Genomic DNA, 25,008 nt, shown 5'->3' on the forward strand with positions numbered 1-25,008 from the left:
CGCCATGCCCGCCCCCCTGCTCTCCATCCGCAATCTCTGCGCCAGCCACGGCCCGGCGCGCGTGCTGCACGACATCAACCTCGACCTGCAGGCCGGCCAGTCGCTGGGCCTGATCGGCGAGTCCGGCAGCGGCAAGTCGCTGACCGCCCTGGCCTGCCTGGGCCTGACCCCCGACGGCATCGATCCGGTCGGCAGCATCCGCTACCAGGACATCGAACTGATGCAGCTGGACGAGGAAGGCTGGCGGGCCGTGCGCGGGCGCAAGATCGGCATCGTCTTCCAGGACCCCATGGCCTCGCTCAATCCCATCATGACGCTGGGCGCGCAGATCCTGGAGAACCTCAAGCCCATGCCGGGCGACAGCCGCGCCTACCGCCGCGCGCGCGCCATCAAGCTGCTCGACGAAGTCGGCCTGCCCGACCCGGCCGCCATGCTCGGCCGCCACCCCTTCGAACTGTCGGGCGGCCAGCAGCAACGCGCGATGATCGCCATGACCCTGGCGGCCGAGCCCGCCCTGCTGATCGCCGACGAACCCACCACCGCGCTGGACGTCACCACGCAGGCACAGATCCTCGGCCTGCTGCGCGGCATCCAGCGCCAGCGGCGGATGGCGATGCTGTTCATCTCGCACGACCTGGACGCCGTGCGGACCATGTCGGACCGCGTCGCCGTCATGTGCGGGGGACGCCTGGTCGAACAGGGCCCGGCCCGCGAAGTCCTGCTTGCCCCGCGGCACGACTACACGCGCACCCTGATGGCCGCGCATGCCCCGCAACCGCTCAAGCGCCGGCACGCCCCGGCCTCGGCCGAAACGGCCATCGAACTGGACGGCGTATGCGTGGACTATGGGCGCTGGAAACCCAAGCGCGCGCTCGAACAGGTGACGCTGCAAGTACGCGCCGGCGCCACGCTGGGCATCGCCGGCGAATCCGGCTCGGGCAAGAGCACGCTGGCCCAGGCCATCATGGGGCTGCTCGAACCCAGCGCCGGCTCGGTGCGCGTGTTCGGCCTGAACCCCGCCGCCCGACGCGGCCGGCGCGCGTTCGCAGCCACCTGCCAGTATGTCTTCCAGGATACGTCGGGCAGCCTCAACCCCCGGCGCACCCTGCTGCAGACCCTGTCCGAGCCGCTGCTGGCGCGCGGGCTGCCGCGCGCCAGCCTGCGCGAACACTGCATCGCCATGCTCGAGGACGTGGGCCTGGCCCCCGAGCTGCTGGCGCGCTTTCCGCACCAGATCTCGGGCGGACAGCGCCAGCGCGTGGTCATCGCCCGCGCGCTGGCCATGCAGCCGCGCGTGCTCATCTGCGACGAACCGGTCTCGGCGCTGGACGCCAGCGTGCGCAACCAGATCCTCGCGCTGCTGGCCAGGCTGCGCGACCAGCACGGCCTGACGCTGGTCTTCATCGGCCACGACCTGGGCGTCATGGCCTCGCTGGCCGACGACATCCTGGTCATGCGGCGCGGCCGCGTGGTCGAGCACGGCGAGGCCGCCCGCGTCTTCGCCAACCCGGGCCACCCCTATACCCGCGAACTGCTCGACGCGAGCCGCCTGTCGGACACGCCGAGCCCGGCGCCGCAGGCCCGTGCGGCGCGGCGCCAGCCCCGCGCCACCACCCTGGCATCCGGGTTCGGGCAGCAGGCGTTGTTCACCTGAAGGAAGCCAGGCCGGATCACTCCTGCCCGTACAGCCTGTGATTGGTGGCGATGAAGTCGTGGAAACTGCGCGCCGCCTCCGACAGCGTCACGCCGCGGTTCGTGTAAAGGCCGACCCGGATCATCACCTCGGGCTCCACCACCGGGATCGCCACGACCTTGTGGATGCGCAGGTACTTCAGCGCGTACTCCGCGAAGATGGTCACGCCGTCGCCCGACTCGACCACCGAGAGGATGCTGTGCAGCTGGGACAGCTCGATGACCGGCATGCGGGAGAAGTCGCGGCCCGTGTCGGCGTGCAACTGCTCCAGTGAACTGCGGTGCGACAGCACGAGGGTCTGCCGCGACACGTCTTCCCAGGTGACGGCGCGCCGCCGGGCGAACGGATGATGCTGGGCCACGACCAGCATGATGGGGCTGCTGAACAGGTACTGGCAGGCCACCGCCGGCGGCATGCGGTGCCGGATCGGCCCGATGCCCAGGTCCACCGTGCCTTCGGCCATTTGCACCGGCAGCACATCCGGATTGACGTCCTTGAGATCGATGCGCACGTCCGGGTGCAGGCGCGAGAACTCGAGCAGCCAGGCCGGCATGCGCGAGGCGATCAACGCGCCGGTGGCGCCCAGGCGGAATTGCTTGTTCTTGCGCTGCACCAGGTCGTCCGCGGCGTCGTGCAACCGGTGCACTTCGATCAGCACCTGCTCGGCATGGGTCAGGTAAGTGCGCCCCTCCGGCGTCAGCGCCAGCCGGCGGGTGGTGCGGTCGAACAGCTTGAAGCCGATCTGCCGCTCGAGCTCCTGGACCAGGTGGCTGAGCGCGCCTTGCGTCATCGACAGCGCCTCGGCGGCCTTGCCGAAACTGCCCAGGTGGTTCACGAGCGAGAACGCTCGCAACTGCCTGAGCGTGACATTCAGCTTGATGATCTTCATGTTGCCCTTGTTGCGCCCGCCGGCCCGTGCATGGCGGTCCCGGAACACCGTTCCAATATATGTAGTTTTTCAATATATCATCGAAAAGAAAGAATCAAACCGGTGTCCGGGCGCCGCTAGACTGCCTGCAGCAGGACTCGAACCAAGCAGAAGCAGGCAGGAGACACAATGAAGAAGATTCTGGGCGCCATCGCCCTGACCGCCGTCGCCGTGGCGGCCGGCGCCGCCAACGCGGCCGAAGGTTTTCCCAACCAGCCCATCAAGATCGTCGTGCCATACCAGGCGGGCGGCGGCACCGACCAGGTGCTGCGCATCGTCGCGCCCCAGGTATCGGCGCTGCTGGGCCAACCCATCATCATTCTCAACCGGCCCGGCGCCAGCACCGTGATCGGCATGAAGGAAGTGATCGCCGCCAAGCCCGACGGCTATACGCTGGCCCTGTCCACCAACACCAGCTACAGCCTGATCCCCTATACCCAGTCGCCGCAGCCCTACGATCCGGAAAAGACCCTGGAATACATCACCGCGCTGGGCGAAACGCCGCTCATCCTGACCACCCACCCCGGGTTCTCCAGGAACTTCCCGGAGTTCATCGCCAAGGTGAAGCAATCGCCGGGCGCCTACTCGTACGCCACCTATGGCGTGGGCGGCATTACCCACCTGGCCGCCGAGGTGCTGATGGGCGACATGGGCATCAAGCTCAACCAGGTGCCGTACAAGGGCTTCGAGGCGGTCACGGCGGTGGCCGGCGGCCAGGTCGATGCCATGGTCGATGGCGTGAACTCGCCCACGCCGATGATCCAGGCCGGCAAGATCATCCCGCTGGTCACGCTGCAGCACACCCGCACGAAATTCCTGCCGGATACGCCCACGCTGACGGAGATCGGCTATCCCAACGCCAGCACCAGCACCATCTCCTACATTCTCGCCGCGCCCAAGGGCACGCCGCAGCCGGTCATCGACAAGCTGTACCAGGCCTTCTCCCAGGTGATGGGCGAGCAGGCGATCATCGAGAAGATCGAGCAGACGAAGTCCATGCCCATGCACATGACGCCGGCGCAGACCAAGGCCTATATCGATGCCGAAGCCGAGCGCTTCCGCCGCATCATCGTCGAGCGCAAGATCACGTTCAACTGACATGGACATCCGCGACATCAAGCCGGCCGGCCCGACATGGCTGGACGTGGTCGGCCAGCACGCCGCCGCCACGCCCGAGCGGACCGCCCTGGGCCTGGACGGCCACACCCTCAGCTACAGCCGGCTGCTGGCCGTCGTCGACGAGGCGGCGGCGCTGCTGGCGCGGCTGGGCGTGCGGCGCGGCGACCGCGTCGCCCTGCTCTCGCCGCCCAGGCCCGAGGCCATCATCACATTCCTGGCCTGCACCAGGCTGGGCGCGGTCTGGCTGGCCCTCAATCCCAAGTACAAGGCCCCGGAGATCCACTACATCCTCGACCATGCGCGGCCCACGCTGCTGATGTCGGTGCGCGAGTTCGACAATACCGAGTATGTCCAGACGGTCGAGCAGGTGGTCGCCGGCATCGGGCGCGACAGCGGCCACGCCATTGCCACGGTGTTCTTCGGCCGCGAACAGCCGACGCACGACGACCTGTTCGCCGCGCTGCGGGGGGCCGCGCAGGAGCGCGGCGGCGACGCGGCCCTGCCCGGGCCGGCAGCGGCGCAACCCGGCCAGGCCTGCATGCTGGTGTACACCTCGGGCTCGACCGGGCGTCCCAAGGGCGTGCTGCTGGCGGAGTTCGCCTCGCTGTTTCGCGCCACGGTGCAGAAAGACTATTTCGCCACCAGCCGGCCGCCCTGCATCCTGAATTTCTCGCCCATCAACCACGTGGGCGGCATGCAGTTCCGCTCGCTGGTCCAGCTGGCCGCCGGCGGCACCATCCATTTCCAGGAACGCTTCCAGCCCGGCGAGACCCTGGCGCTGATCCGCCGCCACCGCATCAACATGCTCATGCTCGGCCCCACCATGCTGAACATGCTGATGGCGCACCCGGATTTCGACGTCGACATATTCCGGCAGCTGGAGTGGTACATCTCGGCCGGCGCGGCCCTGCCCGTGCCCGCCCTGAAGCTGCTGGCGGCCAACTGCCCGCGGGTAGGCTCGGTGTACGGCTCGACCGAGTCCTGCTCGACCGTGACCTATGCCAGCCTGGACGACTCGTTCGACGCGGTCGCCTACAGCATCGGACGCCCCATCCCCGGCGACGAAATGCGCGTGGCCGATGCGCAGGGCGAGCCGGCCGGCCCCGGCATCGAAGGCGAACTGCAGATCCGCAGGCGCTATTGCATGGTGGGCTACCTGAACGACCCGGCCGCCACGCGCGCCGCCTTCACCGAGGACGGCTGGTACAGGACCGGCGACCTGGCCACCCTGCTGCCCGACGGCAGCTTCAAGCTGGCCGGGCGCATCAAGGAGATGTTCAAGTCGGGCGGCTACAACGTCTATCCGCGCGAAGTCGAGCTTGCCCTGGAATCGCACCCCGAGGTGAAGATGGCCGCCGTGGTGGCGGTGGACGATCCGATGTTCCAGCAGGTCGGCCACGCCTACGTGCTGGTCGAGCCGCGCACCGCGCTGACCGCCGGCCAGTTGACCGCCTGGAGCAAGGAACGGCTGGCCAACTACAAGGTGCCCAAGCGCATCGAACTGCGCACCGCGCTGCCGATGCTGGCCATCGGCAAGGTGGACAAGGTCGCGCTCCAGGCGGCGGCCGCCCGGGACGCCGCCGTCGCGGCGGCCGGCTGAGCACCATTGCAACGCATGCGCAAAATCGCGCGAAGGAACCACGCATGAACCAAGCAGTAAGCATACGCCGCGACGGCGCAACCGCCATCGTCACGCTGGACCGCAAGCAGAACAGGAACGCGCTGTCGCAGGCCGTGATGGCCGAACTGACCGAAGTCGCCGAGGGCTTGCGCGGCGAGCGCGACATCAGCACGGTCATCCTGGCGGGCACCCAGGAGATCTTCTCGGCCGGCGTCGACCTGAAGGACCCGGCCCGCTGGGAAATCGACGCCGGCGATATCGAGGGGATCCGCATGGCCTCCGAACGCGGCGCCCGGATGTGCCGCGCCTGGGAGAGCATCCCCCAGCTCACCATCGCGGCGGTCGAAGGCCTGAACGTCGGCGGCGGCATCGCCCTGACGCTGTGCTGCGACTGGCGCATCCATTCGGAAACCGCCCGCCTGCGCCTGCCCGAGGCGCAGATCGGCATCCCCCTGAGCTGGCAGACGGTCCCGCGCCTGGTCAACCTGGTGGGACCGGCCAAGGCCAAGCAATTGATCCTGCGCGGCAAGGAGCTCGACAGCCAGGCCGCGCTGGAGCTGGGGCTGGTGGACCTGGTCGTGCCGCCCGGCACCGCGCTGGACGCGGCGCTGGAGGTCGCCCGGGACGTCAACCGCAACCCCCGGCTGGTGATCACCATGACCAAGCAGAGCATCAACAGCTACGCCAACGCCCTGGCGCACCTGTCCACGCACATGGACGTCGACCAGGCGGTGCTGTGCGGCATGAGCGCGGCCGCGGTGCAGGCGCGCCGGCAGTTCTCCGCGCCCGCGGCCTAGGGCGGCGGCCCCGGGCCGCCGTCGCCCCGTCCCCCGATCCGCCGGCCATGCATTGACCCGCCCGGGTGATCTCAGTAAGCTGAAACCCGATTCGTACCCGAGGCCCGCCATGTCTGGGCGCGGCTCCCGGCAAGCGAAGCAAGGCGCGCAAGCCGTTCACCTGGCCTGCGCCGCGAAAAAGATCGGGGGAATGGCTCATGGGCGCCGAAAAAGGGCCAATGAACGTGCGGGCACTCGAAGCCTTCCGCGCCGTCATGCGGACGGGCTCGATGACCGGCGCAGCGCGCATCATCCACACGACCCAGCCGAACATCAGCCGCCTGGTTTCCATGCTGGAGGCCGAGCTCGACCTGAAGCTGTTCATCCGCGAAGGCAACAAGCTGCACGTCACCGACGAAGGCGCCGCCTTCTTCAAGGAGGTCGAGCAGCATTACGCCGGGTTGCGCGCGCTCAAGGACGCGGCCCGCACCATCAAGCAGCTCGGCGGCGGCAGGCTGCACATCGCCGTCGCGCCGGCGCTCAGCCACGGGTTCCTGGCCAGCGCCGTGACCGCGTTCACGCAGCGCCACCCCCGCGTCACGCTGTCCATACGCACCTGTAACTCGTACATGGTCGAACAGCTGGTGAACTCCCAGCTGTGCGACCTGGGCCTGGCCGCGTTCATCGGGCACGTCACCGAACCCGGCCTGGAGGCCGAACGCATCGCCAGCATCCGCGGCGTGTGCCTGCTGCCCCAGGCCCACCGGCTGGCCTCGCGCGACGTGATCCACGCGCGCGACCTGGAGGGCGAGCCGTTCGTCTCGATCGCGCGCCAGAACGGCAGCCGCGAACACGTGGACAGCCTGTTCGAAAAGGCCAAGGTCACGCGCAAGATCGAGGTCGAGGCCGAGAACGCGTCCACCATCTGCCATCTGGTGGCGCAAGGCCTGGGCGTGAGCGTGCTGAACGCCGTCATCGCCGAGGACTTCCGCTGCCACGGCCTGGTGGTCAGGGAGTTCCGCCCGGCCATCCATTTCCCCATCACCCTGCTTCGATCCAGCCACCGGCCCCGCAGCCTGCTGGTGGCCGCCTTCATCGATTGCCTGGGCGCAGTGCTCAACGAGCGCTTCACGCCCTCGCAGCTCGCCGTCTGCGACTGACGCCCCGCCCGGCCGCAAAGCCGCACCGCCTGCATATAAATAATTTATGGCGGCTGCGTTTTTTTTGATTTGACGCTGCGCGGGGCGTGAAACACCATAGGACACAAGAGCGAGCAGGCCGGCGCCTGGCGATCAGCCAGTGCCGGAAGACGTGGTAGTTGACTTTCAGGTAGTACCCGGCAGCCGGGGCGCCCCTTGCGCCCCCCCGGCACGGACGCACACTGGACAGGACAAACATCATGGATACGGCAACCCGGCGCACCTTCCTGAAACGATCGGCCGGCATCGGCCTGGCTGCCATCGGCGGCAGCTACCTGCGCATCGGCCACACGGCCGACGATCACATCTATGTCACCAGCTCGGGCGGCTCGTTCCTGGAGAACGTGCGCAAGCACATGGCCGAGCCCTTCGAGAAGCAGTCCGGGGTGAAGGTGACCCTGGTGCCGGGCACCAACCCGGCCCACGCGCTCAAGATCCTGTCGAGCCGCGGCACGCCTCCCTATGACGTGGCGGCCTTCGGCGGCAACGACATGTACCGGCTGATACGGGCGAAGAAGCTGGCCCAGGTCGACGAGAAAAGCGTGCCCAGCCTGGCTGACGTACCCGAAAAATTCAAGGCCGACTGGGAAGGCTGCGGGTCGCTGTACGACTACAGCAGCGTCGGCATCGCCTACCGGCCGGACAAGATCCAGGGCGGCGTCAAGTCCTGGAAGGAGTTCGTCGAGCGCACCGTCGCCGGCGAATTCGGCAAACAGGTTTTCTTCAACAACCTCAGCTCCAATGTGCGCGGCGCCGAAGTGCTGTCCATGTTCGGCAAGATCTACGGCAGCGGATACGGCGACATCGAGGCGTCCATCGCCACGCTGGAACGGATGAAGCCGCACATCTTCAAGTTCTTCACGGCGTTCAATGATCCGGTCGTGCTGCTGACCAGCGGCGAGGGCGCCATCGGCCCCGGCTGGGACGGACGCACCTTCATCGCCGAGGATTCGACCAAGGGCATGGTCAAGTGGGTCGACCCCACCGAAGGCGCGGTCTCCAGCGGCCCGGTCATGGCCGTGGTCAAGGGCGGCAAGGAGGACCTGGCCAAGGCCTTCATGAACTACGCCCTGGGCGAGGAGGCGCAGAAGGCATTCTGCGAGGCCATGTACTACGGCGCGGTGAACCGCAAGGTGCAATACAGCGAAAAGCTCAAGCATCGCCTGCCCAGCATCGACTCCGTCCAGCTCGTCGACACCGAACTGCTGATCAAGAACATGAGCGCGCTGCTGGACCTGTGGAACAAGCGCATCGCCAGCTGACGCCCGCCTGAGCCCGCGGGGCCGCCCCGCCAACGCGAACCACGTATTTCGTCCGCCCTGCGCCGCGCGCGCAACGGCCGTGGAGTGTCGAACCATGAAGCAACGCGTGCTGTTCCTGTCGCCGGCATTGCTGTTCATTACCCTGCTGCTGTTCGTGCCGTTCCTGTACCTGCTGTACCTCAGCTTCATGGACCAGGACTACCTGTACGGCGGGCCGGCCCTGCCCGGTTTCGGCAACTATGTCGAGGCGTTCAGCAACCCGATCTACTGGGAAAGCATCCTCAACACCTTTCGCATCGGCGCCACCGTGACCGTGGCCACCCTGGTCATCGGCTTTCCCATCGCCTACATCATCTCGGTATCCGGCAAGACCCTGGCCACCACGCTGACCGTCGTGACCGTGCTGCCGCTGTTCGTCAGCGTCGTGGTGCGCGGCTTCGGCTGGATCATCGTGTTCGGCCGCGAGGGCCCGCTCAACGCGCTGCTGCTGTGGACCGGCCTGGTCAGCCAGCCCATCCAGGTTCTGTACACCGAGTCCGCCGTCATCATCGCGCTCACGCACCTGTTGCTGCCGTTCATGATCCTGCCGGTGCTGGCCAGCCTGCGGGCCATCGACAAGAGCATCATCGACGCCGCGATGGTGCTCGGATCGCGGCGCCGCGACGTGTTCCTGCACGTCATCATCCCGCTCTGCGCGCCCGGGTTCGTGGTCGGCTCGCTGCTGGTCTTCCTGCATGTGCTGGCGACCTTCGTCCTGCCCGCGATGCTCGGCTCGATCAACATCAAGATGATCGCGACCCTGATCTACCAGCAGGTGATGATCGTCGGCAACGTCCCCGCCGGCGCCGCCCTGGCCGTCATCCTGTTCGTCTTCACCATGCTGATCTTCGGTTTGATAGGCGCGCTCAGGAACCGCCTGAATTTCGATTCCAGCCCCGTCGAAGCGGGCCAGGCCCGATGAAAAAAGCCCTCAGCGCGCTGTACATCGTCTTCATGTGCAGCCCCTTGCTCATCGTGATCGGCGCGGCCTTCGAGCCGCAGGAGATCCTGCGGTTCCCGCCCCACGGGGTATCGCTGACCTGGTTCGGCCGGGTCCTGCAGGACCCGGCGTTCCTCGATGCGGCGACCAACAGCCTGATCGTCGGCGTGCTGGCGACCGTGCTGTCGGTGGCGCTGGGCCTGCTTGCGGCCTATGCGCTGGCCCGCGGCAGCGGCCGCTACCGCGAGACCATCCTGGGCCTGCTGCTCTCGCCGCTGGTGATCCCGGAGCTGGTGATCGGCCTGGCGCTGCTGCAGATGCTGACGCTGATGAACCTCGCCACCGACCTGCTCACCCTGGTGCTGGCCCACACGGTCATCTGCCTGCCCTACACGGTACGGCTGCTCTACAACGGCGTGAGCGCGATCAACGAAAGCCTGGAGAACGCCTCGCTGCTGCTGGGAGCCAGCCGGGGCGGCACCATCGTGCGAGTGACCCTGCCGCTGATGAAGAACTCCATCGTGGCGGCCGCGCTGTTCGCCTTCCTGACCAGCTTCGACAACACCGTCATATCGCTGTTCCTGGTCGACGCCTCGACCATGACCCTGCCCATCACCATCTACAACTATGTCGAATTCAGCCTGGATCCGGCGATCGCCGCCCTGTCGACCATCCTGATCCTGCTTTCCTGCGTGGTGGTTTCCATCATCAGCAGAGTCTCCGGCCTGGACAACATGGGACCAAGAAAATGAAGGCACGCCAAGACTGCTCGATCGAGCTCAGGGACCTGACACTGGCCTACGGCGAGCGCGACATCATCCGCGGCCTGAACCTCGACGTGCGACGCGGCGAGATCCTGTCGCTGCTGGGTCCCAGCGGCTGCGGCAAGACCACCACGCTGCACGCCATCGCCGGGCTCATCGTGCCGCGCAAGGGCTCGGTCGTCATCGACGGCGTGGACCAGACCGACGTTCCGATCAACCGGCGCAACGTCGGCATGGTGTTCCAGGGATACGCGCTGTTTCCCCACATGACGGTGTTCGACAACGTCTCGTACGGCCTGCGCATCAAGTCCGTTGCCAAGGCCGAGATCCGCGAACGCACGATGCGCGCCCTCGCCCTGGTCGGCATGGAACAGTACGCGCAACGCAAGCCCAGGCAGCTTTCCGGCGGCCAGCAGCAACGGGTGGCCATCGCGCGCACCATGGTGATGGAGCCGCGCGTGCTGCTGCTGGACGAACCTCTGTCCAACCTGGACGCGAAGCTGCGGCACGAGATCCGCGGCGACCTCAAGCGCATCCTGCGCGAGCTGTCCATTACCTCGGTGTTCGTCACGCACGACCAGGAAGAGGCGATGTTCCTGTCCGACCGGATCGTGCTGATGAAGGACGGCGCCATCGCCCAGCTGTCCTCCCCGCGCGAGATCTACAACAACCCGGCCAACTCGTTCGCCGCCGCCTTCCTGGGCAACACGAACTTCATCGCCGCCACCCTGCTCAGCCAGACGCCGGACCACACCGGCTGCGAAGTCAGCGCCACCGAAACCGGCCAGGTGCTGAAGGGGCGCTCGGCCCTGCGTTTCGATGCGCAGCAGCCGGTCTTCCTGTCCGTCAAGCATGACCGGGTCAGCTACACCCTGTCCCACGAGGAGTTTCTCGCGCTGCGCGAGCGCCCGGGCATTTCCACCATGCAATGCCGCGTCGCGGATGTGCATTTCCTGGGGCATGTAACCAAGGTCGAATGCCAGGCGGGCGGCCAGACCATGACGGTGCTGCGCTCGTCGGCCTGCGTGCCGCCGGACCTGGCCGCCGGCGCCGCCATCTACCTCTATTGGCCCGAGGAAGAAAGCCTCGTGCTGTCCTTGTGAACCGCCAAGCCTCACGCCGCCTGCGTGACGTCATTCCATCAACCAGAGGAAAAGCAAAATGAGCAAAGCATTTGGACTCGAACTTTCGGAGGCCGAACAGGAACGGGTGGCGCGCATCCGCCAGGAATTCGTCTACTGGAACCTGTGCGACTCCACCACGCGCGAGTGCGGCGACGAAACCTACCTGGAGCAGGTCAAGGCGTCCAACGTCACGGCCATCAACCATACGGTCTGCTACACCGTGGATTTCGCCGAAGGCGTGAAGAACGTCGCCCACTGGACGCGGCTCTACGATGCCCGGCCGGACGTGGGCTTCATCGCCAAGACGTATGCCGACATCGAGCGGGCCCGCAAGGAGCGCCGCACCGCGATCTTCATGGGCTTCCAGGACGTCACCGCCCTGGAGGGCGACATGGACCGGATGGAGGTTTTCTACAACCTGGGCATCCGCTTCGTGCAGCCCACCTACCAGGACCGCAACCTGTTCGGCGACGGCTGCGGCGAGCGATTCCAGTCCGGGCTCAGCAAGCTGGGCATCAAGTTCGTCGAGAAGCTGGATGAGCTCGGCATCGTCATCGACACCTCCCACGTCGGCATCGGCACCACCATCGACTGCGCCAACATGTCGCAGCGGCCCATCATGGCCACGCATACGGCCGCCCGCGCCATCGTCGATACGCCGCGCAACAAGACCGACGACGAGATCAAGGCCATCGCGGCCAAGGGCGGCGTGATCGGCATCGCCGGGAAGTCCGGCTTTCTCAAGAAGGACGGCCTGGAGACCGGCAGCACCATCAACGACATGATCGACCACGTCGTCTACATCGCCGGCCTCGTCGGCATCGATCACGTCGGCATCGGCACCGACGTCGGCGACTTGCGCAAGTACAGCCCCGACAGGATGGCCGAGTTCCACGCCCGCCATCCCGAGGTGGCCATCATCGGCCCCGGGCTGCGCACCGACCTGATGCACCCCAAGGACGTCGGCCCCGGCACGCTGCACTACGTCATCGCCTATCTCGTCAAGCGCGACTTCAAGGACGACGAGATCCGCAAGGTGCTGGGCGAGAACGCCAACCGGGTGGTCAAGGCGGTATTCCGCGATTGAGGCGCCGCGCGGCGAGGAGGAACGGACATGGCAATCAGTGCAGCGGCGGACGCGGCGCCGAGGTTCTCCGGCCACGATGTCATCGTCGTGGGAGGCGGACTGGTAGGCTCCGCGCTGGCCTATGGGCTGCGCCGCCGCCTGGATCGCGTGGCCGTGCTGGACGAAGGCGACCTCGCCTACCGCGCCTCGCGCGGCAACTTCGGCCTGATATGGGTGCAGAGCAAGGGCATGGGCATGCCGCGCTACGGCGTGTGGACCATGGCCTCGCAGCGGGCATGGCCGGACCTGGCGGCGCGGCTGCTCGAGGAATCCGGCATCGACGTGCACCTGGAGCAGCAAGGCGGCCTGCACGTGCTGCTGTCGGACGAGGAGGTACAGGCGCGCATCGACTTCATGACGCGGCTGCTGGCGCAACCCGGCATGAGCGACTACGCATGGAAGCTGCTCGATCGCCATGAGCTGGCCGACCTGGTGCCCGGCATCGGCCCCGAGGTGCGCGGCGCCAGCTGGACGCCGGTCGACGGCATCGCCAACCCCCTCAAGCTGCTGCGCGCCCTGCACACCACCTTCGAGCGCAACGGCGTGGACTACCTGCCGCGCTGCCCGGCGCAGGCCATCAGCCGGCATGCCGACGGCATGTTCGTCGTCGACACCCCGCGCGGCCGCTTGCAGGCGCCGCGCCTGGTGCTGGCATGCGGGCTGGGCAACCAGGCCATGGGCGCGCAGGTCGGCCTGGACATCCCGGTGCGGCCGCAGCGCGGCCAGATCATCGTGCTGGAACGCACCCATCGGGTGCTGCGCACGCCGATCAGCACGCTGCGGCAGATGGACGAGGGCAGCTGGCTGATCGGCGACTCGCAGGAAGAAGCGGGTTACGCCGACAACGAAGTCAGCCTGCCCATACTCGGCACGCTGGCCGACCGCGCCGTGCGCACCCTGCCGGCGCTGCGCGAGGTCAACGTGGTGCGCTCCTGGTCGGCGCTGCGCGTGATGTCTCCGGACGGCTTTCCCATCTACGCGCAGTCCGCGACCTGCCCCGGCGCCTTCGTGGCCACCTGCCACAGCGGCGTCACCCTGGCCGGCGCCCATGCGCTGCTGCTCGCCCCCATGATCGCCGACGGCGCGCTGGCCGGCGATATGGCTCCCTTCTCTGCACGGAGGTTTCATGTTCAAGAGGCTTGAGGCGGCGCCCGGGCTGCCGGCGCGGCCGGTCGTCCATATCGACGTCAACGGCGAGGCCGTGTCCTGCCGGGCCGGCGAAAGCGTGGCCGCCGCCCTGCTGGCGGCCGGGCACGACGCCTGCCGGGCGACCGTGGTCGGCGGCGTGCCGCGCGGCCCCTACTGCATGATGGGCGTGTGCTACGACTGCCTGGTCACCATCGACGGACAGCCCAATCGCCAGGCCTGCATGACGCCGGTGCGCGACGGCATGCGGGTGGAACGCCAGCAGCGCGCGCGGGAGGTCCTGCCATGACGCGCCGTTGCGAACTGCTGGTGGTGGGGGCCGGCCCGGCCGGCATGGCGGCGGCAACCCAGTCCGCCGCGCTGGGCGTGGATACGCTGCTGCTGGACGAACAGGCGACGCCGGGCGGGCAGATCTACCGCGCCATCACGACGACGGCGCTGACCCGGCCGGACATCCTCGGGCCCGACTATTGGCACGGCGCCAGCCTGCTCGAACCGCTGCGCGCCAGCGGGGCCGCCTACCTGTCCGGCGCGACGGTATGGGCGGTGTCGCGCAGCGCCGAGGCCGGCGACGGCGGCGTCTTCGAGGTGGCCTACTCCGTCGGCGGACAGGCCGACATCCTGCGCGCGCGCCACATCCTGCTGGCCACGGGCGCCCTGGAGCGGCCCTTCCCCATCCCGGGCTGGACCCTGCCCGGCGTCGTGACCGCCGGCGCGGCGCAGATCCTGCTCAAGACCGCCGCGATCGTGCCGGGCGAGCACGCGGTGCTGGCCGGCGGCGGACCGCTGCTGTACCTGCTGGCATGGCAATACCTCAACGCCGGCGTCAGGATCGAGCGCCTGCTCGAAACCACCGCGCCGGGCGGGCTGGCGCGGGCCTTGCCGCACGCCCTGGACTTCCTGCGTTCGCCCTACCTGGCGAAAGGCCTGAAACTGATGCGTGCGGTGCGCGCCCACGTGCCCATCACGCGGGGCGTGCAGGACTTGCGGGCGCAGGGACGCGAACGGCTGGAATCGCTGAGCTATCGCGCCGGCGGGCGCACGCACGACATGCCGGCGCGCCACCTGATGCTGCACCAGGGGGTCGTCCCCAACCTGAACCTGTCGCGCGCACTGGGCGTGGACCATCAATGGAACCCGACCCAGGCCTGCTGGCAGCCGCGGGTGGACGACTGGGGCGCCACGTCGGTGGCGGGCATCGGCATTGCCGGCGACGGCGCCGGCATCGGCGGCGCCGTCGCGGCCGAGCACCGCGGCCGCCTGGCCGCCCTGCAGGCCGCCGTCGCGCTCGGCCGCATCGACGACGCCCGGCGCGATCGCGAGGCCCGGGCGCCGCGCCGGGCGCTGGCGCGGGCAATGCGCGGGCGCGCCTTCTTCGACGTGCTGTACCGCCCCGCCGACGCCTACCGCCGTCCGGGCGACGACACCATCGTATGCCGCTGCGAAGAAATCACCGCGGGCCAGATACGCGCGACCGTCCGGCTGGGCTGTTCCGGGCCGAACCAGATGAAGGCCTTCCTGCGCTGCGGCATGGGCCCCTGCCAGGGCCGGCTCTGCGGCCTGACCGTCAGCGAACTGATCGCCGACGAGCGCGGCGTGCCGCTGCCCGAAGTCGGCTATTACCGCCTGCGCTTCCCCACCAAGCCGGTCACGCTGGGCGAGCTGGCCTCGCTGCCCCAGACCGAGGCCTCGCGCCAGGCGGTGGTGCGCCTGAAGAAAACCGCCTGACGCGGCCGCGCGGCGCGCGTGCGCGGGAAAACAGGGCCGCAAGCCGCCCCCCGTGGCGCCGCGCGCCACGGGAGCGTCATGTTTTCATCGTAAAATCCCGTGCTCCCCGCGCTGCTCCGGCGCAATGCCCTGCGTCAGGGATGAACGTCGATCTCACCACTCTTTACCTCCTCGCGACCGGCACGCTCATCGCCAGCGCCGGCATGATGCTTTGGGAGTACCGCGCCAATCCCGGGCGCGGCAGGGCGCTCGGCCTGTTCGCGGCCGGCTTCGCGACGCTGGCGCTCGGCTGCGTCGCGGCCCTGTACCGGCGCGACCTGCCCGGCGTATGGGGGTCGGCGCTCGCCAATCTCATCATGATCGGCGCCTATCTGCTCGTCCTGCAAGGCGTGGGCGCGCTCAGGGGATCGCGCCACGGCGCCTTCGGCGCGGCCGTGCTGGCCGTCATGGCCGCGGTCTGGGCCTTGAGCGACCCCGCCGAAATGGACGCCACCTGGTCCCATGTCAGCGCGGCGCCGATCGCCCTCATCAACGCCATGACCGCGCTGTCCATGTGGCGCAACCCGGCCATGCGGCCGTTTCCGGCGCGCCGCATGGTGATCGCCATGACCGGCCTGCATGCGCTCATCTACGCCGGGCGGGCCCTCGTCCTGCCCTGGCTGGTGCGCGAACACGGCCTGCCGGTGCAGGCCCTCGCCGGCAAGTTCACCATCTATGAAGGCGTGCTGTATTCCGTGATTCTTCCGATGGCCTTGCTGCGCCTGCTGCGCGAGGAAATCCACGGCGAGCTGCTGCGCGAATCGCAAACCGACTACCTGACCCGCCTGGGAAACCGCCGCTGGTTCTTCGAAGAGGGCGCGCGCCTGCTGAAGCACCGTCCCGCCGGGTCGTCCCCGCTGGCCGTGCTGGCGTTCGACCTGGACCAGTTCAAGGCCATCAACGACATGTACGGCCATCAGACCGGCGACGAAGTCCTGCAGGCCTTCGCGCGCGCCGCCCAGGACGTCATCGGACCGCGCGCCGTGCTGGCGCGCATCGGCGGCGAAGAGTTCGCGGCCTTGCTGCGCGGCGACGACGCCCTGAAGGCCCAGGCCCTGGGCGAAGCAGTCGCCGGCCGATTTACCCAGGCGGTCGCCGGGCGCCTCGCGCACATCAGCCTGCCGGTGACGGTCAGCATCGGCCTGGCGCGCATCGAACCCGGCGACGCGACGCTGGCCGCCAGCCTCATGGCCGCCGACCGCGCCATGTACCGCGCCAAATCGCTGGGCGGCAACCGCCTGGAGATCGCGGCCGGCGCCGCCTAAGACGCGGCGCGCTTGTCGCCGCCGCCGGGGCCGAAGCGCCTCATGATCAGTTCCCGTACCCGGCTGGCGATGGGCGAGAGCGCCTGCTGGCGCGGCCAGATCATGTTCAGGTGCGTCCTGAATTCCGCATCGGCCACCGGCACCAGGGCGGCCAGCCCCTGCAAGCCCAGCTGCGCGAAACTCTGCGGCGCGAAAGCGATCCCCTGGCCCCGCCGCGCCATCAGCAGCATGGGCAGCGTCTCTCCGCCCCAATACACCACGTTGGGCGCGAAGCCCGCGTTCCTGCATGCCCGCAGCACCATATCGGAAATGCCGGTGCCCAGCGGCGAGCGGTGCAGCAGGAAGCGCTCGTCGCGCAGATCGACCAGCCGCACGCGTTCGCGGCCGGCCAGCGGATGACCCGGCGGCAGGGCCACGAACAGGGGCTCCTCCATGATGACCTGGCTCTCCAGGTCCGGGGCCATGTGCTGGCTGCGGCAGATGGTCAGGTCCAGGCTGCGCTCGCGCAGCTGCTGCAGCATGTAGCCGATTTCGCCTTCGTGCACGTGCAGGACAATCTCCAGGCCCTCGGCGGCCAGGTCTTCCATGACGCGCGGCACGATGAACAGGCTGGCCGCGGTGGAGCAGCCTATGTGCACCAGCCCGCGCGCGCCCTGCTCGACCTCGCGCAGCTCGCGGCGGATGGTCTGCAGATTGGCCAGCATCGCCTTGGCGCGCAGGTAGAACAGCTCGCCGGCCGCCGTGGGCGCCAGCCGGCGTCCGCTGCGATCGAACAAGCCGACCCGCAGCTCGTCTTCCAGCTTGCGCAGCAGGATGCTCAGCGGCGGCTGGGTCATGTGCAGGCGCACTGCCGCGGCCGACACGCTGCCTTCCTCGTAAACCGCGACAAAGCATTTGAGACGGTGCTCGTCCATATACAAACTATATAGAAATAGATTTTATATATATTAGACATTAATCAACGGGGTTTCTAGACTCCTACGCATAGAACTAGCGAGCAGCAATCCCGCTGCCACAGGAGACATGGAAATGCGTCGTATCCGCCGCCGGGTCGTGGGCCTGGCAATCGCGTCCTGCCTGGCCCCGTTGCTGGGCCCGAGCCCGGCCCTGGCGCAAGCCGAATGGCCGGCCCGCACGATGAAGGTCGTGGTTCCCTACCCGGCGGGCGGCACCGCCGACGCCATGGGCCGCATGGTGGCCGGCAAGCTGGCCAAGGCCTTTCCCCAGGCCAGCGTGATCGTGGAGAACATCTCGGGCGGCGCCACCGTGCCCGGCGCCATGGCGGTCCTGCGCGAGCCGGCCGACGGCCATACCCTGTTCATGGCCAGCGACAACACGCTCAACATCAATCACTGGCTGCTCAAGGACGCGCGCTACGACGGCGACCGGGATTTCACGCCGGTGACGGTGCTCAACACCTATCCGCACTGGCTGATCGTCAATCCGCAGGGGCCGTACGACAGCTTCGACGCGCTGGTGCAGGCGATACGCGCCAATCCCGGCAAGATATCCATCAGCGTCAATACCATCGGCGGCGCCGCCTACCTGGCCCTGGACAACTGGCGCCGGCGCAACGGCCTGGAATTCGAGATCGTTCCGTACCGCGGCTCGCCGCCGGCGGTGGCCGACCTGATCGGCGGCCACACCGACGCCCATGTGGACGTGGTGGGTTCCTCGATCGCCCATGCCCGCGGCGCGCGCGTGTTGCCGGTGGCCATCCTGCAGGACACGCCGCTCGCGGAGTTTCCCAAGGCGGTCGCGCAGGACAGCAAGGACCCCAAGGCGCTGGCGGTGCAATCCAACCTGTCGGTGGTGGTGCGCGCCGGCACCCCGCCCGCCCTGCTCGAGCGGCTGTATGCCGCCCTGCAGACCGGCGTGAAGGACAAGGATTTCGCCGGCACGCTGGACATGCTGAGCCTCGATGCCGTCATGCTGCCGCCTGCCGAAGCCAGGACCTTCCTGGCGCGGGAAACCCGGCGCTACGGCGCGCTGGTCGAACAATCCGGCCTGGAAAAGCAATAAGGAAGTCCGTTCATGAAGTTTGTCATTGCGCTGATTCGCCACGAAACCAATACCTTCTCTCCCGTCGGCACCGAGCTGAGCGATTTCCGGCGCGGCACCAGCGGTGACGGCCCGGCCCACGGCGAGGCCGCGCGCCTTGCCTGCGAAGGCACCAACAACGCCGCGGCCGCGTATCTGGACCTGGCGCGCGAAATGGGCGCCGAGGTCGATTTCTCGGTCTACGCCAGCGCGGTGCCCAGCGGCCTGGTCAGCCGCGCGGCCTTCGAGGCGCTGTGCGACGCCGTGCTCGACAGCGCCCGGCAAGGGTGCGACGCCATCCTGCTGGACCTGCACGGCGCCATGGTGGTCGACGGCTACCCCGATGCGGAAGGCGAACTGCTGCGCCGCCTGCGCGCCTGCACCCCGGCGGGCCTGCCGATCGGCGTGGCGCTGGACTTCCACGCCAATTTCAGCAGCGAGCTCATCCGCAACGCCACCGCCATCGCCGGCTACTGCACTTATCCGCACGTGGACGTGTACGAAACCGGCGCGCGCGTGGGCCGCACCATCCGCGCGCTGCTGGAAGGCCGCAGCCAGCCCGTCGTGCTGTGGCGGCGCCTGCCGATGCTCACGCACATGCTGCGCCAGACGCCCGCCCTGCAACCGATGAAGGACATCATGGCGCGGGCCATGCAGGCCGAGCGCGATGGCGAGGTCTGCAACGCCTCGGTCTTCGGCGGCTTTCCGCTGGCCGACATCGCCTGCGCCGGCCTGTCCGTGGTCATCGTCGCCGAGCGCGCCCGCCTCGAGGCGGCGCAGCGCCTGCTCGACGAATTGTGCGGGCTGGCCTGGTCGCGCCGGGCCGACTTCGTCTTTCCATCCGAACCCGTGGCGGACTCCATCTCCCATGCCAGGACGCTGGAGCAGGGGCCGGTCATCCTGGTCGACCACGGCGACAACTGCGGCGCCGGCGGCACCACCGACGTGATGGATGTGCTGGAGGAGGTCTTGCGCCAGGGGCTGCAGGACGTGGTGGCGGGCCCCTTCTGCGACCCGGCCGCGGTGGCGGCCCTGTTCGAGCAAGGCGTGGACGCCGAGGTCACGCTGGATGTCGGCGGCAAGACGGACATGCCGGCGCTGGGCCTGGCCGGCCGGCCGCTGCGCCTGACCGGCGTGGTCGAACGCCTGACCGACGGCGAATACACCGTGACCGGCCCGATGTTCACGGGCGTGCGCCTGAGCCTGGGCCGCACCGCGGTGCTGCGCGTGGGCACCGTGCGCGTCTTCATCTCCGAGCGTCCGCAAGAGCCTTACGACACGGGCGTCTTCACCCATGCCGGCGTGGACCCCGCGCAGTCCCGCTACGTGCTGCTCAAGTCGCGCCAGCACTTTCGCGCCGGCTTCGAGCCGTTCGCCCGGCACATCGTCCTGGTCGGCGGCCCGGGCGTGTGCAGCTCGGACTACGGGATCTTCCCGTTCAGGCACCTGAGCCGCCCCATCTATCCGCTGGACGCCGACGCCACGCTGGAACACGCGCAAAGCTGGATCGCCGGCGATGCCTGACCCCCTGCCCCGGCCATGATCGATCTGCTCTTTCCCGCTTGCGCGGTACTGCTCGGCTACGTGGTGCTGGGAATCACCGGCTTCGGCTCGGCGCTGGTCGTCGTGCCGCTGCTGGCCTGGCGCTGGCCGCTGCCCGAGGTGGTGGCGCTGACCCTGCTGCTGGACGTGATGGCCTCCCTGCTGCTGGGCGGCCTGAACCTGCGGCAGGTCGACTTCGCCGAACTGCGGCGCCTGCTGCCGGGCATGGTGGCCGGCGCGCTGGCCGGCCTGTGGCTGTCGCGCTCGCTGGATGCCAGCTGGCCCCTGCTGGTGCTGGGGCTGTACGTGGCGGCGGTGGGCGCCCAGGCGCTGCGGCCGCGGCCGGCGCGGCCGCGCCCGCCCGCCGCCGCGCCCTGGGCCCTGGCCGCCGGCGGCGCCATCGGCGTGGTCGAAATGCTGTTCGGCACCGCCGGCCCGCTGGTGGTCGCCTGGCTGAGCCGGCGCCTGCCCGACGTGCACGCGCTGCGCGCCAGCACGCCCGTGGTCATCACCGTCAGCGCCTGCTCGGTGCTGCTGGCGATGGGCTGGGCGGGCCGCCTGTCGCAGCCCGAGCTGTGGACGCGCTGGCTGGCGCTGGTCGGCGTGGCGGCCGGCGGCGTGCTGCTGGGCCATCGCTGGGCCCGCCATGTATCGCCGGCGGCCTTGCGCAAACTCATTTGCGGCCTGCTGGTGGTCAGCGGGCTGACCCTGGTCGTCCATACCCTGCAGCAGGGCTAGCCGCCAGCAAACCCTTAGCCGCGCAACGCAGGCGATGACGCAATAGCCCCCCACAAGAAAACTCGATTAGCGAGGAGACCATGTTCAAACTGAACCTATCCAGATGCGCGCCGATGGCGCTGGCGATCGTGCTTGCCGGCGGCGCCATGACGGCACGCGCGCAGGACCATGCCCCGGTCAGGATCGTGATCGGATTCTCGGCCGGCGGCGCGCTGGACAACATGTCGCGCGCCATCGCCGAACAACTGAAAGCCGAGCTGGGACAATCGGTGATCGTCGAGAACAAGCCTGGCGCCGGCACCCAGATCGCCCTGCAGACGGTCAAGCGCTCGCCGCCGGACGGCAACACCATCCTGATCTCCCCGGCGCCCCCCTTCGTGCTGTTTCCCCTGACCTACGACAGGCTGCAGTACGACGCGGACAAGGACCTGGTCCCGGTGGCGCATCTGGCCGACACGCCGCTGGTGGCGTCGACCTCGAGCAACAGCCCCTATTCCACCATGCACGAATACCTGGCGTGGGTCCGGAAGAACCCCGACAGCGTCGGCGTGGGCATGGTCTCGCTGGGCGGCGCGCTGCATTTCGGCCTGCTGAAACTGAACCAGCACAGCGGCCTGAACCTGATGCCCATCGCCTACAAGGGCGCGCCGGCCATGCTCACCGATGAAATCGGCGGCGTGCTGCCCATCGGCATGGACACCGTGGCGGCCACCAGCGAACTGGCCCGGGCGGGCAAGATCAAGTACCTGGGCGTGACCGGCACCGAGCGTTCCGCCCTGCTGCCCGACGTGCCCACGCTGGGCGAAAGCGGCGCGCCGGGGTTCGAGCAGTCCTCCGGCTGGTACGCCGCGTTCGTGTCCGCCGGCACGCCCAAGGCGGTGACCGACAAGCTGGAACGCGCCCTGATCAAGATCGTCAAGGACCCGGCGTTCTCGGCCCGCGTCGCCCAGGTGGGGCTGGTCTCGACCGGCAAGCCCGGCGCCGAGCTGGCCGCCATGATCCAGGCGCAGCGCCAGGCATGGCAGCCCGTGGTCAAGGCATCGGGCTTCAAGGCCCTGCAGTAGGCGTGCGCCCGACGGCTGGCCGGCGCCCCCGCGCCGGCGGCCTGGCCGGCATGAGCGCCGGCTCCCGCGCGCCCGCATCGGCCTTGCGCAGCGGGCCGCGCGACACCCATGCCCCGGTATTGCGCTGGACGATCTCGCCCACCAGCCCCACGAACGACGCCGGCGCGGCCGGCGACACCAGCACGCCCGACAGCAGCGTGCCCAGGTCGACCAGAAGGCGCACGCCATGGCCGCGCCGTTGCGCCTCGCCGCCCTCGCCCGCCGCGCTCAGCACCACGGCCAGCGCGCCGGGCCCGGCCTGGAACGCGGCAGCCGCGTCCCCGGATGCCGAAGCGGCGCGGCCCGCCGCTTCCATCCGCACCGCCATGTCGGCTTGCGTGAACAGGGAAGCGGCCAGGGAGTCGACCGTGGAAACCAGGCATATCCAGGGCTCGCCGCGCTTGCGCGGCGCCGCGCGCACGCGGCCGGCGCCGTCGAGGAAACGCCATGACAGGTCGACCACGCTCGCGCCGCGCCGCCGCGCCGCGGGCGCGAAAGGCAGCCGGCTGAACGTCATGATCTCCATCAGTTCGTAGAAACTGACGCGCCGGAAGATGCCCAGACCGCGGTCCAGGTCGGGGCTGACGTCGACATCTTGCATGATGCAAAACCATTTCGTGAATGGCGCCGCCATTGCCGCGCCGATGGGCAGATCGTAGTCAAAAGACGCGCAGACGGTATTACCCGCTCATTACCATTTGGCAATGATCGGACCCGCGCGGCGTGATGCCGTTGCCCGTCGCGGCCGCGAACATGGCCGGCGAGCAAGACATCATCGACGCGCGGCCGGCAGCAACGACGCCATGGCGGCGAGCAGCGGCTGGATCAGGCTGTCGTGCCCGTCGTCGCGCCACACGCCCAGCAGCTGCGACTCGACTCCCGCCTTGGCCAACGGCCGGAACCGTATGCCGTCGATAGCGACGCGGCTGACCGAACGGGGCACGATGGCGACGCCGAATCCGGCCGCCACCAGCGCGACGACCGTGGCGTTGGCCCGCACCTCGTAGCGGATGTGGGGCGTGAAACCCGCGTCCATGCACAGGGCGATGATCTGGTCGTGGTACTCCGGCGAGAAGTGCCGGGGAAACAGCACGAACGACTCATCCTTGAGCGCCTGCAGCCGGATGCGCTGCCGGGCGGCCAGGGGATGGCTGTCCGGCAGCGCGCAGACGAAAGGCTCGCGATGCAGCAGCCGGGCCAGGATGCCGTCCGGGATGCTGCGCGGGTGCATGATGCCGAAGTCGATCTGCTCACGCTGCAGCGCGTGGATCTGCTCGAAACTGTTGAGCTCGTGCACCGACAGCATCAGGCCCGGACGGTCCTGCTCGAATTGCCGCAGCACCCTGGCCATCGGCGACAGCAGCGACGCGCCGACGAAACCGACGCGCAGGCTGCCGACCTCGCCTCGCGCCGCGCGCTGGCCCAGCGCCCGCGCCTGGTCGGCCAGCGCGAGGATCCGGCATGCTTCCTGATAGAAAACCTTGCCGGCGGCCGTGAGTTCCACCGCGCGCGTACTGCGCCGCAACAGCGCATATCCCAGCGACTCTTCCAGCCTCGCGATGTTGAAGCTGAGCGGCGGCTGGGAAATCGAAAGCCGCCGCGCGGCCCGCCCGAAGTGCAGCGCTTCCGCCACGGCCACGAAGTAGCGCAGTTGTCTCAATTCCATTGCGAAACCGCCCTCGCCAATTGATATACAAATTAGATTAATTTCTCGAAAAAATGTATTGGACGATATAGATTGAGTCAAGAAGAATGGCTGCTGCCTGCCCGGACACCAGATCCGCACATTCAAACAGGAGACAAGCCATGGGCCTCGATACCACCAAGCTGGCCGCAGTTCTTGCAACATCGCTTTCCCTCTGCGCCGCGTCCGCCGCCGCCAGCCCGGCAAGCGCCGACTACCCGCGCCAGACCGTCCGCCTGATCGTGCCGTATGCCGCGGGCGGCATGACCGACCTGGTGGCGCGCATCGTCGGCCAGAAACTGGGCGAGGGCCTGGGCCAGGCGGTGGTGGTGGAGAACAAGCCCGGCGCCTCCACGATCACCGGCGCGGACTTCGTGGCCGGCGCCAGGCCGGACGGCTACACGCTGCTGGTGGCCACCAACACCACGCTCACCATCAACCCTTGGCTCTACAAGAACCTGCGCTATGACGCGCAGAAGAGCTTCACCCCGATCGCCTTGGTGGCCAAGGCGCCCAGCGTGATCGTGGTCAACCCCAAGGTGCCCGCGAACAATATCGGCGAACTGGTCGAGCTGGCCTCGGCCAGGCCGGGCAGCCTCAGTTACGCCTCGTACGGCAATGGCTCCAGCGCCCACCTGGCCGGCGAGATGCTGCGCAGCCGCGCCGGCATCGCCGTGCTGCACGTGCCGTACCGCGGCAGCGCGCCCGCCAAGACCGCCACGATGTCCGGCGAGGTTTCCATGACGTTCGAACCCGCGTTCACGGCGGCGCCGTTGATCAAGAGCGGCCAGCTCAAGCCCATCGCGCTGATGGGCGACAAGCGCTCCCCGGCCCTGCCCGACGTACCCACCGTGGCCGAGGTGGGCTACCCCGGCATGGACATGCAGGCCTGGGTGGGCTTCGTCGCGCCGGCAAACGTGCCCAACGGCATTGTGGCGAGGCTGGCGGCCGAAATCAGGAAGGTCATGGCGGACCCGGAGGTACAGGCCAAGCTGATCGGCAGCGGCGCCGAGCCAGTGGGCTATTACCAGCAGGATTTCACCGCGTACATGCGCGACGAAAACGCCCGCTACAAGACCGTCATCGAACAGGCCGGCATCAGGGCCGAGTGAGCGTCCGGCCGGAGCGGACG

Annotated in this window: 23 protein-coding genes; 19 read left to right on the top strand and 4 right to left on the bottom strand. The window is 68.6% G+C overall.

The window, feature by feature from the left end:
- The first annotated feature begins 4 nt into the window (after positions 1-4).
- Entirely contained in the window at positions 5-1,654 is a 1,650-nt protein-coding gene (locus EL288_RS19185; RefSeq protein ID WP_033451776.1) for a dipeptide ABC transporter ATP-binding protein, read from the top strand.
- Positions 1,655-1,670: 16 nt separating this feature from the next.
- Here EL288_RS19185 and EL288_RS19190 read toward each other — a convergent pair whose 3' ends face one another.
- Positions 1,671-2,582, bottom strand: coding sequence for a LysR family transcriptional regulator (locus EL288_RS19190; RefSeq protein WP_010926012.1), 912 nt, complete (start codon positions 2,580-2,582; stop codon positions 1,671-1,673).
- Between the two features lie 168 nt (positions 2,583-2,750).
- On the opposite strand from EL288_RS19190, the gene EL288_RS19195 reads away from it, so the two are divergent.
- From EL288_RS19195 to EL288_RS19255, 13 genes are all read left to right on the top strand, one after another.
- Positions 2,751-3,719 carry a Bug family tripartite tricarboxylate transporter substrate binding protein gene (locus EL288_RS19195; RefSeq protein WP_003808690.1) on the top strand — a complete coding sequence of 323 codons (969 nt, stop codon included), beginning with the start codon at positions 2,751-2,753 and terminating at the stop codon, positions 3,717-3,719.
- Between the two features lies 1 nt (position 3,720).
- Entirely contained in the window at positions 3,721-5,340 is a 1,620-nt protein-coding gene (locus EL288_RS19200; protein WP_003808688.1) for a class I adenylate-forming enzyme family protein, read from the top strand.
- Positions 5,341-5,384: 44 nt separating this feature from the next.
- Complete coding sequence (locus EL288_RS19205; RefSeq protein WP_003808686.1) at positions 5,385-6,158, top strand: enoyl-CoA hydratase/isomerase family protein; 774 nt, start codon at positions 5,385-5,387, stop codon at positions 6,156-6,158.
- A 218-nt stretch (positions 6,159-6,376) separates the two neighbouring features.
- Entirely contained in the window at positions 6,377-7,297 is a 921-nt protein-coding gene (locus EL288_RS19210) for a LysR substrate-binding domain-containing protein (protein ID WP_003808684.1), read from the top strand.
- A 239-nt stretch (positions 7,298-7,536) separates the two neighbouring features.
- Positions 7,537-8,598, top strand: coding sequence for an ABC transporter substrate-binding protein (locus tag EL288_RS19215; protein WP_003808682.1), 1,062 nt, complete (start codon positions 7,537-7,539; stop codon positions 8,596-8,598).
- 94 nt (positions 8,599-8,692) lie between these two features.
- Positions 8,693-9,559: an ABC transporter permease gene (locus tag EL288_RS19220; RefSeq protein ID WP_033451774.1), complete on the top strand. Its 867-nt coding sequence runs from the start codon at positions 8,693-8,695 to the stop codon at positions 9,557-9,559.
- Entirely contained in the window at positions 9,556-10,329 is a 774-nt protein-coding gene (locus EL288_RS19225) for an ABC transporter permease (protein ID WP_010926011.1), read from the top strand. Before EL288_RS19220 ends, EL288_RS19225 begins: the two co-directional genes overlap by 4 nt.
- Positions 10,326-11,444: an ABC transporter ATP-binding protein gene (locus tag EL288_RS19230; RefSeq protein WP_003808676.1), complete on the top strand. Its 1,119-nt coding sequence runs from the start codon at positions 10,326-10,328 to the stop codon at positions 11,442-11,444. Before EL288_RS19225 ends, EL288_RS19230 begins: the two co-directional genes overlap by 4 nt.
- A gap of 58 nt (positions 11,445-11,502) precedes the next feature.
- On the top strand, positions 11,503-12,552 hold the full coding sequence (locus EL288_RS19235; protein WP_003808674.1) for a dipeptidase: 1,050 nt from the start codon (positions 11,503-11,505) through the stop codon (positions 12,550-12,552).
- Positions 12,553-12,579: 27 nt separating this feature from the next.
- Positions 12,580-13,734 carry an NAD(P)/FAD-dependent oxidoreductase gene (locus tag EL288_RS19240; protein WP_003808671.1) on the top strand — a complete coding sequence of 385 codons (1,155 nt, stop codon included), beginning with the start codon at positions 12,580-12,582 and terminating at the stop codon, positions 13,732-13,734.
- Complete coding sequence (locus tag EL288_RS19245; protein WP_003808669.1) at positions 13,718-14,026, top strand: (2Fe-2S)-binding protein; 309 nt, start codon at positions 13,718-13,720, stop codon at positions 14,024-14,026. Before EL288_RS19240 ends, EL288_RS19245 begins: the two co-directional genes overlap by 17 nt.
- Complete coding sequence (locus EL288_RS19250; RefSeq protein WP_010926009.1) at positions 14,023-15,465, top strand: FAD/NAD(P)-dependent oxidoreductase; 1,443 nt, start codon at positions 14,023-14,025, stop codon at positions 15,463-15,465. Before EL288_RS19245 ends, EL288_RS19250 begins: the two co-directional genes overlap by 4 nt.
- Before the next feature lie 140 nt (positions 15,466-15,605).
- The gene (locus tag EL288_RS19255) at positions 15,606-16,769 is read left to right on the top strand and encodes a GGDEF domain-containing protein (protein WP_003808665.1); all 1,164 of its coding nucleotides are present in this window, start codon (positions 15,606-15,608) and stop codon (positions 16,767-16,769) included.
- On the opposite strand, the gene EL288_RS19260 is transcribed toward EL288_RS19255, so the two are convergent.
- Positions 16,766-17,683, bottom strand: a complete 918-nt coding sequence (locus EL288_RS19260; RefSeq protein ID WP_003808663.1) for a LysR family transcriptional regulator — start codon at positions 17,681-17,683, stop codon at positions 16,766-16,768. The genes EL288_RS19255 and EL288_RS19260 overlap by 4 nt on opposite strands.
- Positions 17,684-17,792: 109 nt before the next feature.
- Between EL288_RS19260 and EL288_RS19265 the strand changes: the two genes are divergently transcribed.
- The 4 genes from EL288_RS19265 (at position 17,793) to EL288_RS19280 (ending at position 22,153) form a co-directional block, all read left to right on the top strand.
- Positions 17,793-18,791 (top strand): Bug family tripartite tricarboxylate transporter substrate binding protein, encoded by a 999-nt coding sequence (locus tag EL288_RS19265; protein WP_003808662.1) that lies wholly within the window; start codon positions 17,793-17,795, stop codon positions 18,789-18,791.
- Positions 18,792-18,803: 12 nt separating this feature from the next.
- Positions 18,804-20,333 (top strand): M81 family metallopeptidase, encoded by a 1,530-nt coding sequence (locus tag EL288_RS19270; protein ID WP_003808661.1) that lies wholly within the window; start codon positions 18,804-18,806, stop codon positions 20,331-20,333.
- 15 nt (positions 20,334-20,348) lie between these two features.
- Positions 20,349-21,089 carry a sulfite exporter TauE/SafE family protein gene (locus EL288_RS19275; protein WP_003808660.1) on the top strand — a complete coding sequence of 247 codons (741 nt, stop codon included), beginning with the start codon at positions 20,349-20,351 and terminating at the stop codon, positions 21,087-21,089.
- A gap of 80 nt (positions 21,090-21,169) precedes the next feature.
- Entirely contained in the window at positions 21,170-22,153 is a 984-nt protein-coding gene (locus EL288_RS19280; protein ID WP_003808659.1) for a tripartite tricarboxylate transporter substrate-binding protein, read from the top strand.
- Here EL288_RS19280 and EL288_RS19285 read toward each other — a convergent pair.
- Both EL288_RS19285 and EL288_RS19290 read right to left on the bottom strand, forming a co-directional pair.
- A complete protein-coding gene (locus tag EL288_RS19285) occupies positions 22,137-22,793 on the bottom strand; it encodes a hypothetical protein (protein ID WP_232018704.1) in 657 nt (218 codons plus the stop codon). The two genes, EL288_RS19280 and EL288_RS19285, sit on opposite strands and share 17 nt — an antisense overlap.
- A 171-nt stretch (positions 22,794-22,964) precedes the next feature.
- Positions 22,965-23,858, bottom strand: coding sequence for a LysR substrate-binding domain-containing protein (locus EL288_RS19290; protein ID WP_003808657.1), 894 nt, complete (start codon positions 23,856-23,858; stop codon positions 22,965-22,967).
- Between the two features lie 140 nt (positions 23,859-23,998).
- Between EL288_RS19290 and EL288_RS19295 the strand changes: the two genes are divergently transcribed.
- Positions 23,999-24,988 (top strand): Bug family tripartite tricarboxylate transporter substrate binding protein, encoded by a 990-nt coding sequence (locus tag EL288_RS19295; RefSeq protein WP_003808656.1) that lies wholly within the window; start codon positions 23,999-24,001, stop codon positions 24,986-24,988.
- The last annotated feature ends 20 nt before the right edge of the window (positions 24,989-25,008 follow it).

Origin of the sequence: Bordetella bronchiseptica (genome assembly GCF_900636925.1) — a bacterium.
Lineage (GTDB): Bacteria > Pseudomonadota > Gammaproteobacteria > Burkholderiales > Burkholderiaceae_B > Bordetella > Bordetella pertussis.

Coding starts and splice junctions, on each gene's coding strand:
- EL288_RS19220 (WP_033451774.1), top strand. CDS start 8,693: ATGAAGCAACGCGTGCTGTTCCTGTCGCCGGCATTGCTGTTCATTACC.
- EL288_RS19275 (WP_003808660.1), top strand. CDS start 20,349: ATGATCGATCTGCTCTTTCCCGCTTGCGCGGTACTGCTCGGCTACGTG.
- EL288_RS19290 (WP_003808657.1), bottom strand. CDS start 23,858: ATGGAATTGAGACAACTGCGCTACTTCGTGGCCGTGGCGGAAGCGCTG.
- EL288_RS19265 (WP_003808662.1), top strand. CDS start 17,793: ATGGAAATGCGTCGTATCCGCCGCCGGGTCGTGGGCCTGGCAATCGCG.
- EL288_RS19270 (WP_003808661.1), top strand. CDS start 18,804: ATGAAGTTTGTCATTGCGCTGATTCGCCACGAAACCAATACCTTCTCT.
- EL288_RS19295 (WP_003808656.1), top strand. CDS start 23,999: ATGGGCCTCGATACCACCAAGCTGGCCGCAGTTCTTGCAACATCGCTT.
- EL288_RS19250 (WP_010926009.1), top strand. CDS start 14,023: ATGACGCGCCGTTGCGAACTGCTGGTGGTGGGGGCCGGCCCGGCCGGC.
- EL288_RS19280 (WP_003808659.1), top strand. CDS start 21,170: ATGTTCAAACTGAACCTATCCAGATGCGCGCCGATGGCGCTGGCGATC.
- EL288_RS19285 (WP_232018704.1), bottom strand. CDS start 22,793: ATGCAAGATGTCGACGTCAGCCCCGACCTGGACCGCGGTCTGGGCATC.
- EL288_RS19260 (WP_003808663.1), bottom strand. CDS start 17,683: ATGGACGAGCACCGTCTCAAATGCTTTGTCGCGGTTTACGAGGAAGGC.
- EL288_RS19195 (WP_003808690.1), top strand. CDS start 2,751: ATGAAGAAGATTCTGGGCGCCATCGCCCTGACCGCCGTCGCCGTGGCG.
- EL288_RS19225 (WP_010926011.1), top strand. CDS start 9,556: ATGAAAAAAGCCCTCAGCGCGCTGTACATCGTCTTCATGTGCAGCCCC.
- EL288_RS19230 (WP_003808676.1), top strand. CDS start 10,326: ATGAAGGCACGCCAAGACTGCTCGATCGAGCTCAGGGACCTGACACTG.
- EL288_RS19255 (WP_003808665.1), top strand. CDS start 15,606: ATGAACGTCGATCTCACCACTCTTTACCTCCTCGCGACCGGCACGCTC.
- EL288_RS19245 (WP_003808669.1), top strand. CDS start 13,718: ATGTTCAAGAGGCTTGAGGCGGCGCCCGGGCTGCCGGCGCGGCCGGTC.
- EL288_RS19210 (WP_003808684.1), top strand. CDS start 6,377: ATGAACGTGCGGGCACTCGAAGCCTTCCGCGCCGTCATGCGGACGGGC.
- EL288_RS19200 (WP_003808688.1), top strand. CDS start 3,721: ATGGACATCCGCGACATCAAGCCGGCCGGCCCGACATGGCTGGACGTG.
- EL288_RS19215 (WP_003808682.1), top strand. CDS start 7,537: ATGGATACGGCAACCCGGCGCACCTTCCTGAAACGATCGGCCGGCATC.
- EL288_RS19185 (WP_033451776.1), top strand. CDS start 5: ATGCCCGCCCCCCTGCTCTCCATCCGCAATCTCTGCGCCAGCCACGGC.
- EL288_RS19235 (WP_003808674.1), top strand. CDS start 11,503: ATGAGCAAAGCATTTGGACTCGAACTTTCGGAGGCCGAACAGGAACGG.
- EL288_RS19205 (WP_003808686.1), top strand. CDS start 5,385: ATGAACCAAGCAGTAAGCATACGCCGCGACGGCGCAACCGCCATCGTC.
- EL288_RS19190 (WP_010926012.1), bottom strand. CDS start 2,582: ATGAAGATCATCAAGCTGAATGTCACGCTCAGGCAGTTGCGAGCGTTC.
- EL288_RS19240 (WP_003808671.1), top strand. CDS start 12,580: ATGGCAATCAGTGCAGCGGCGGACGCGGCGCCGAGGTTCTCCGGCCAC.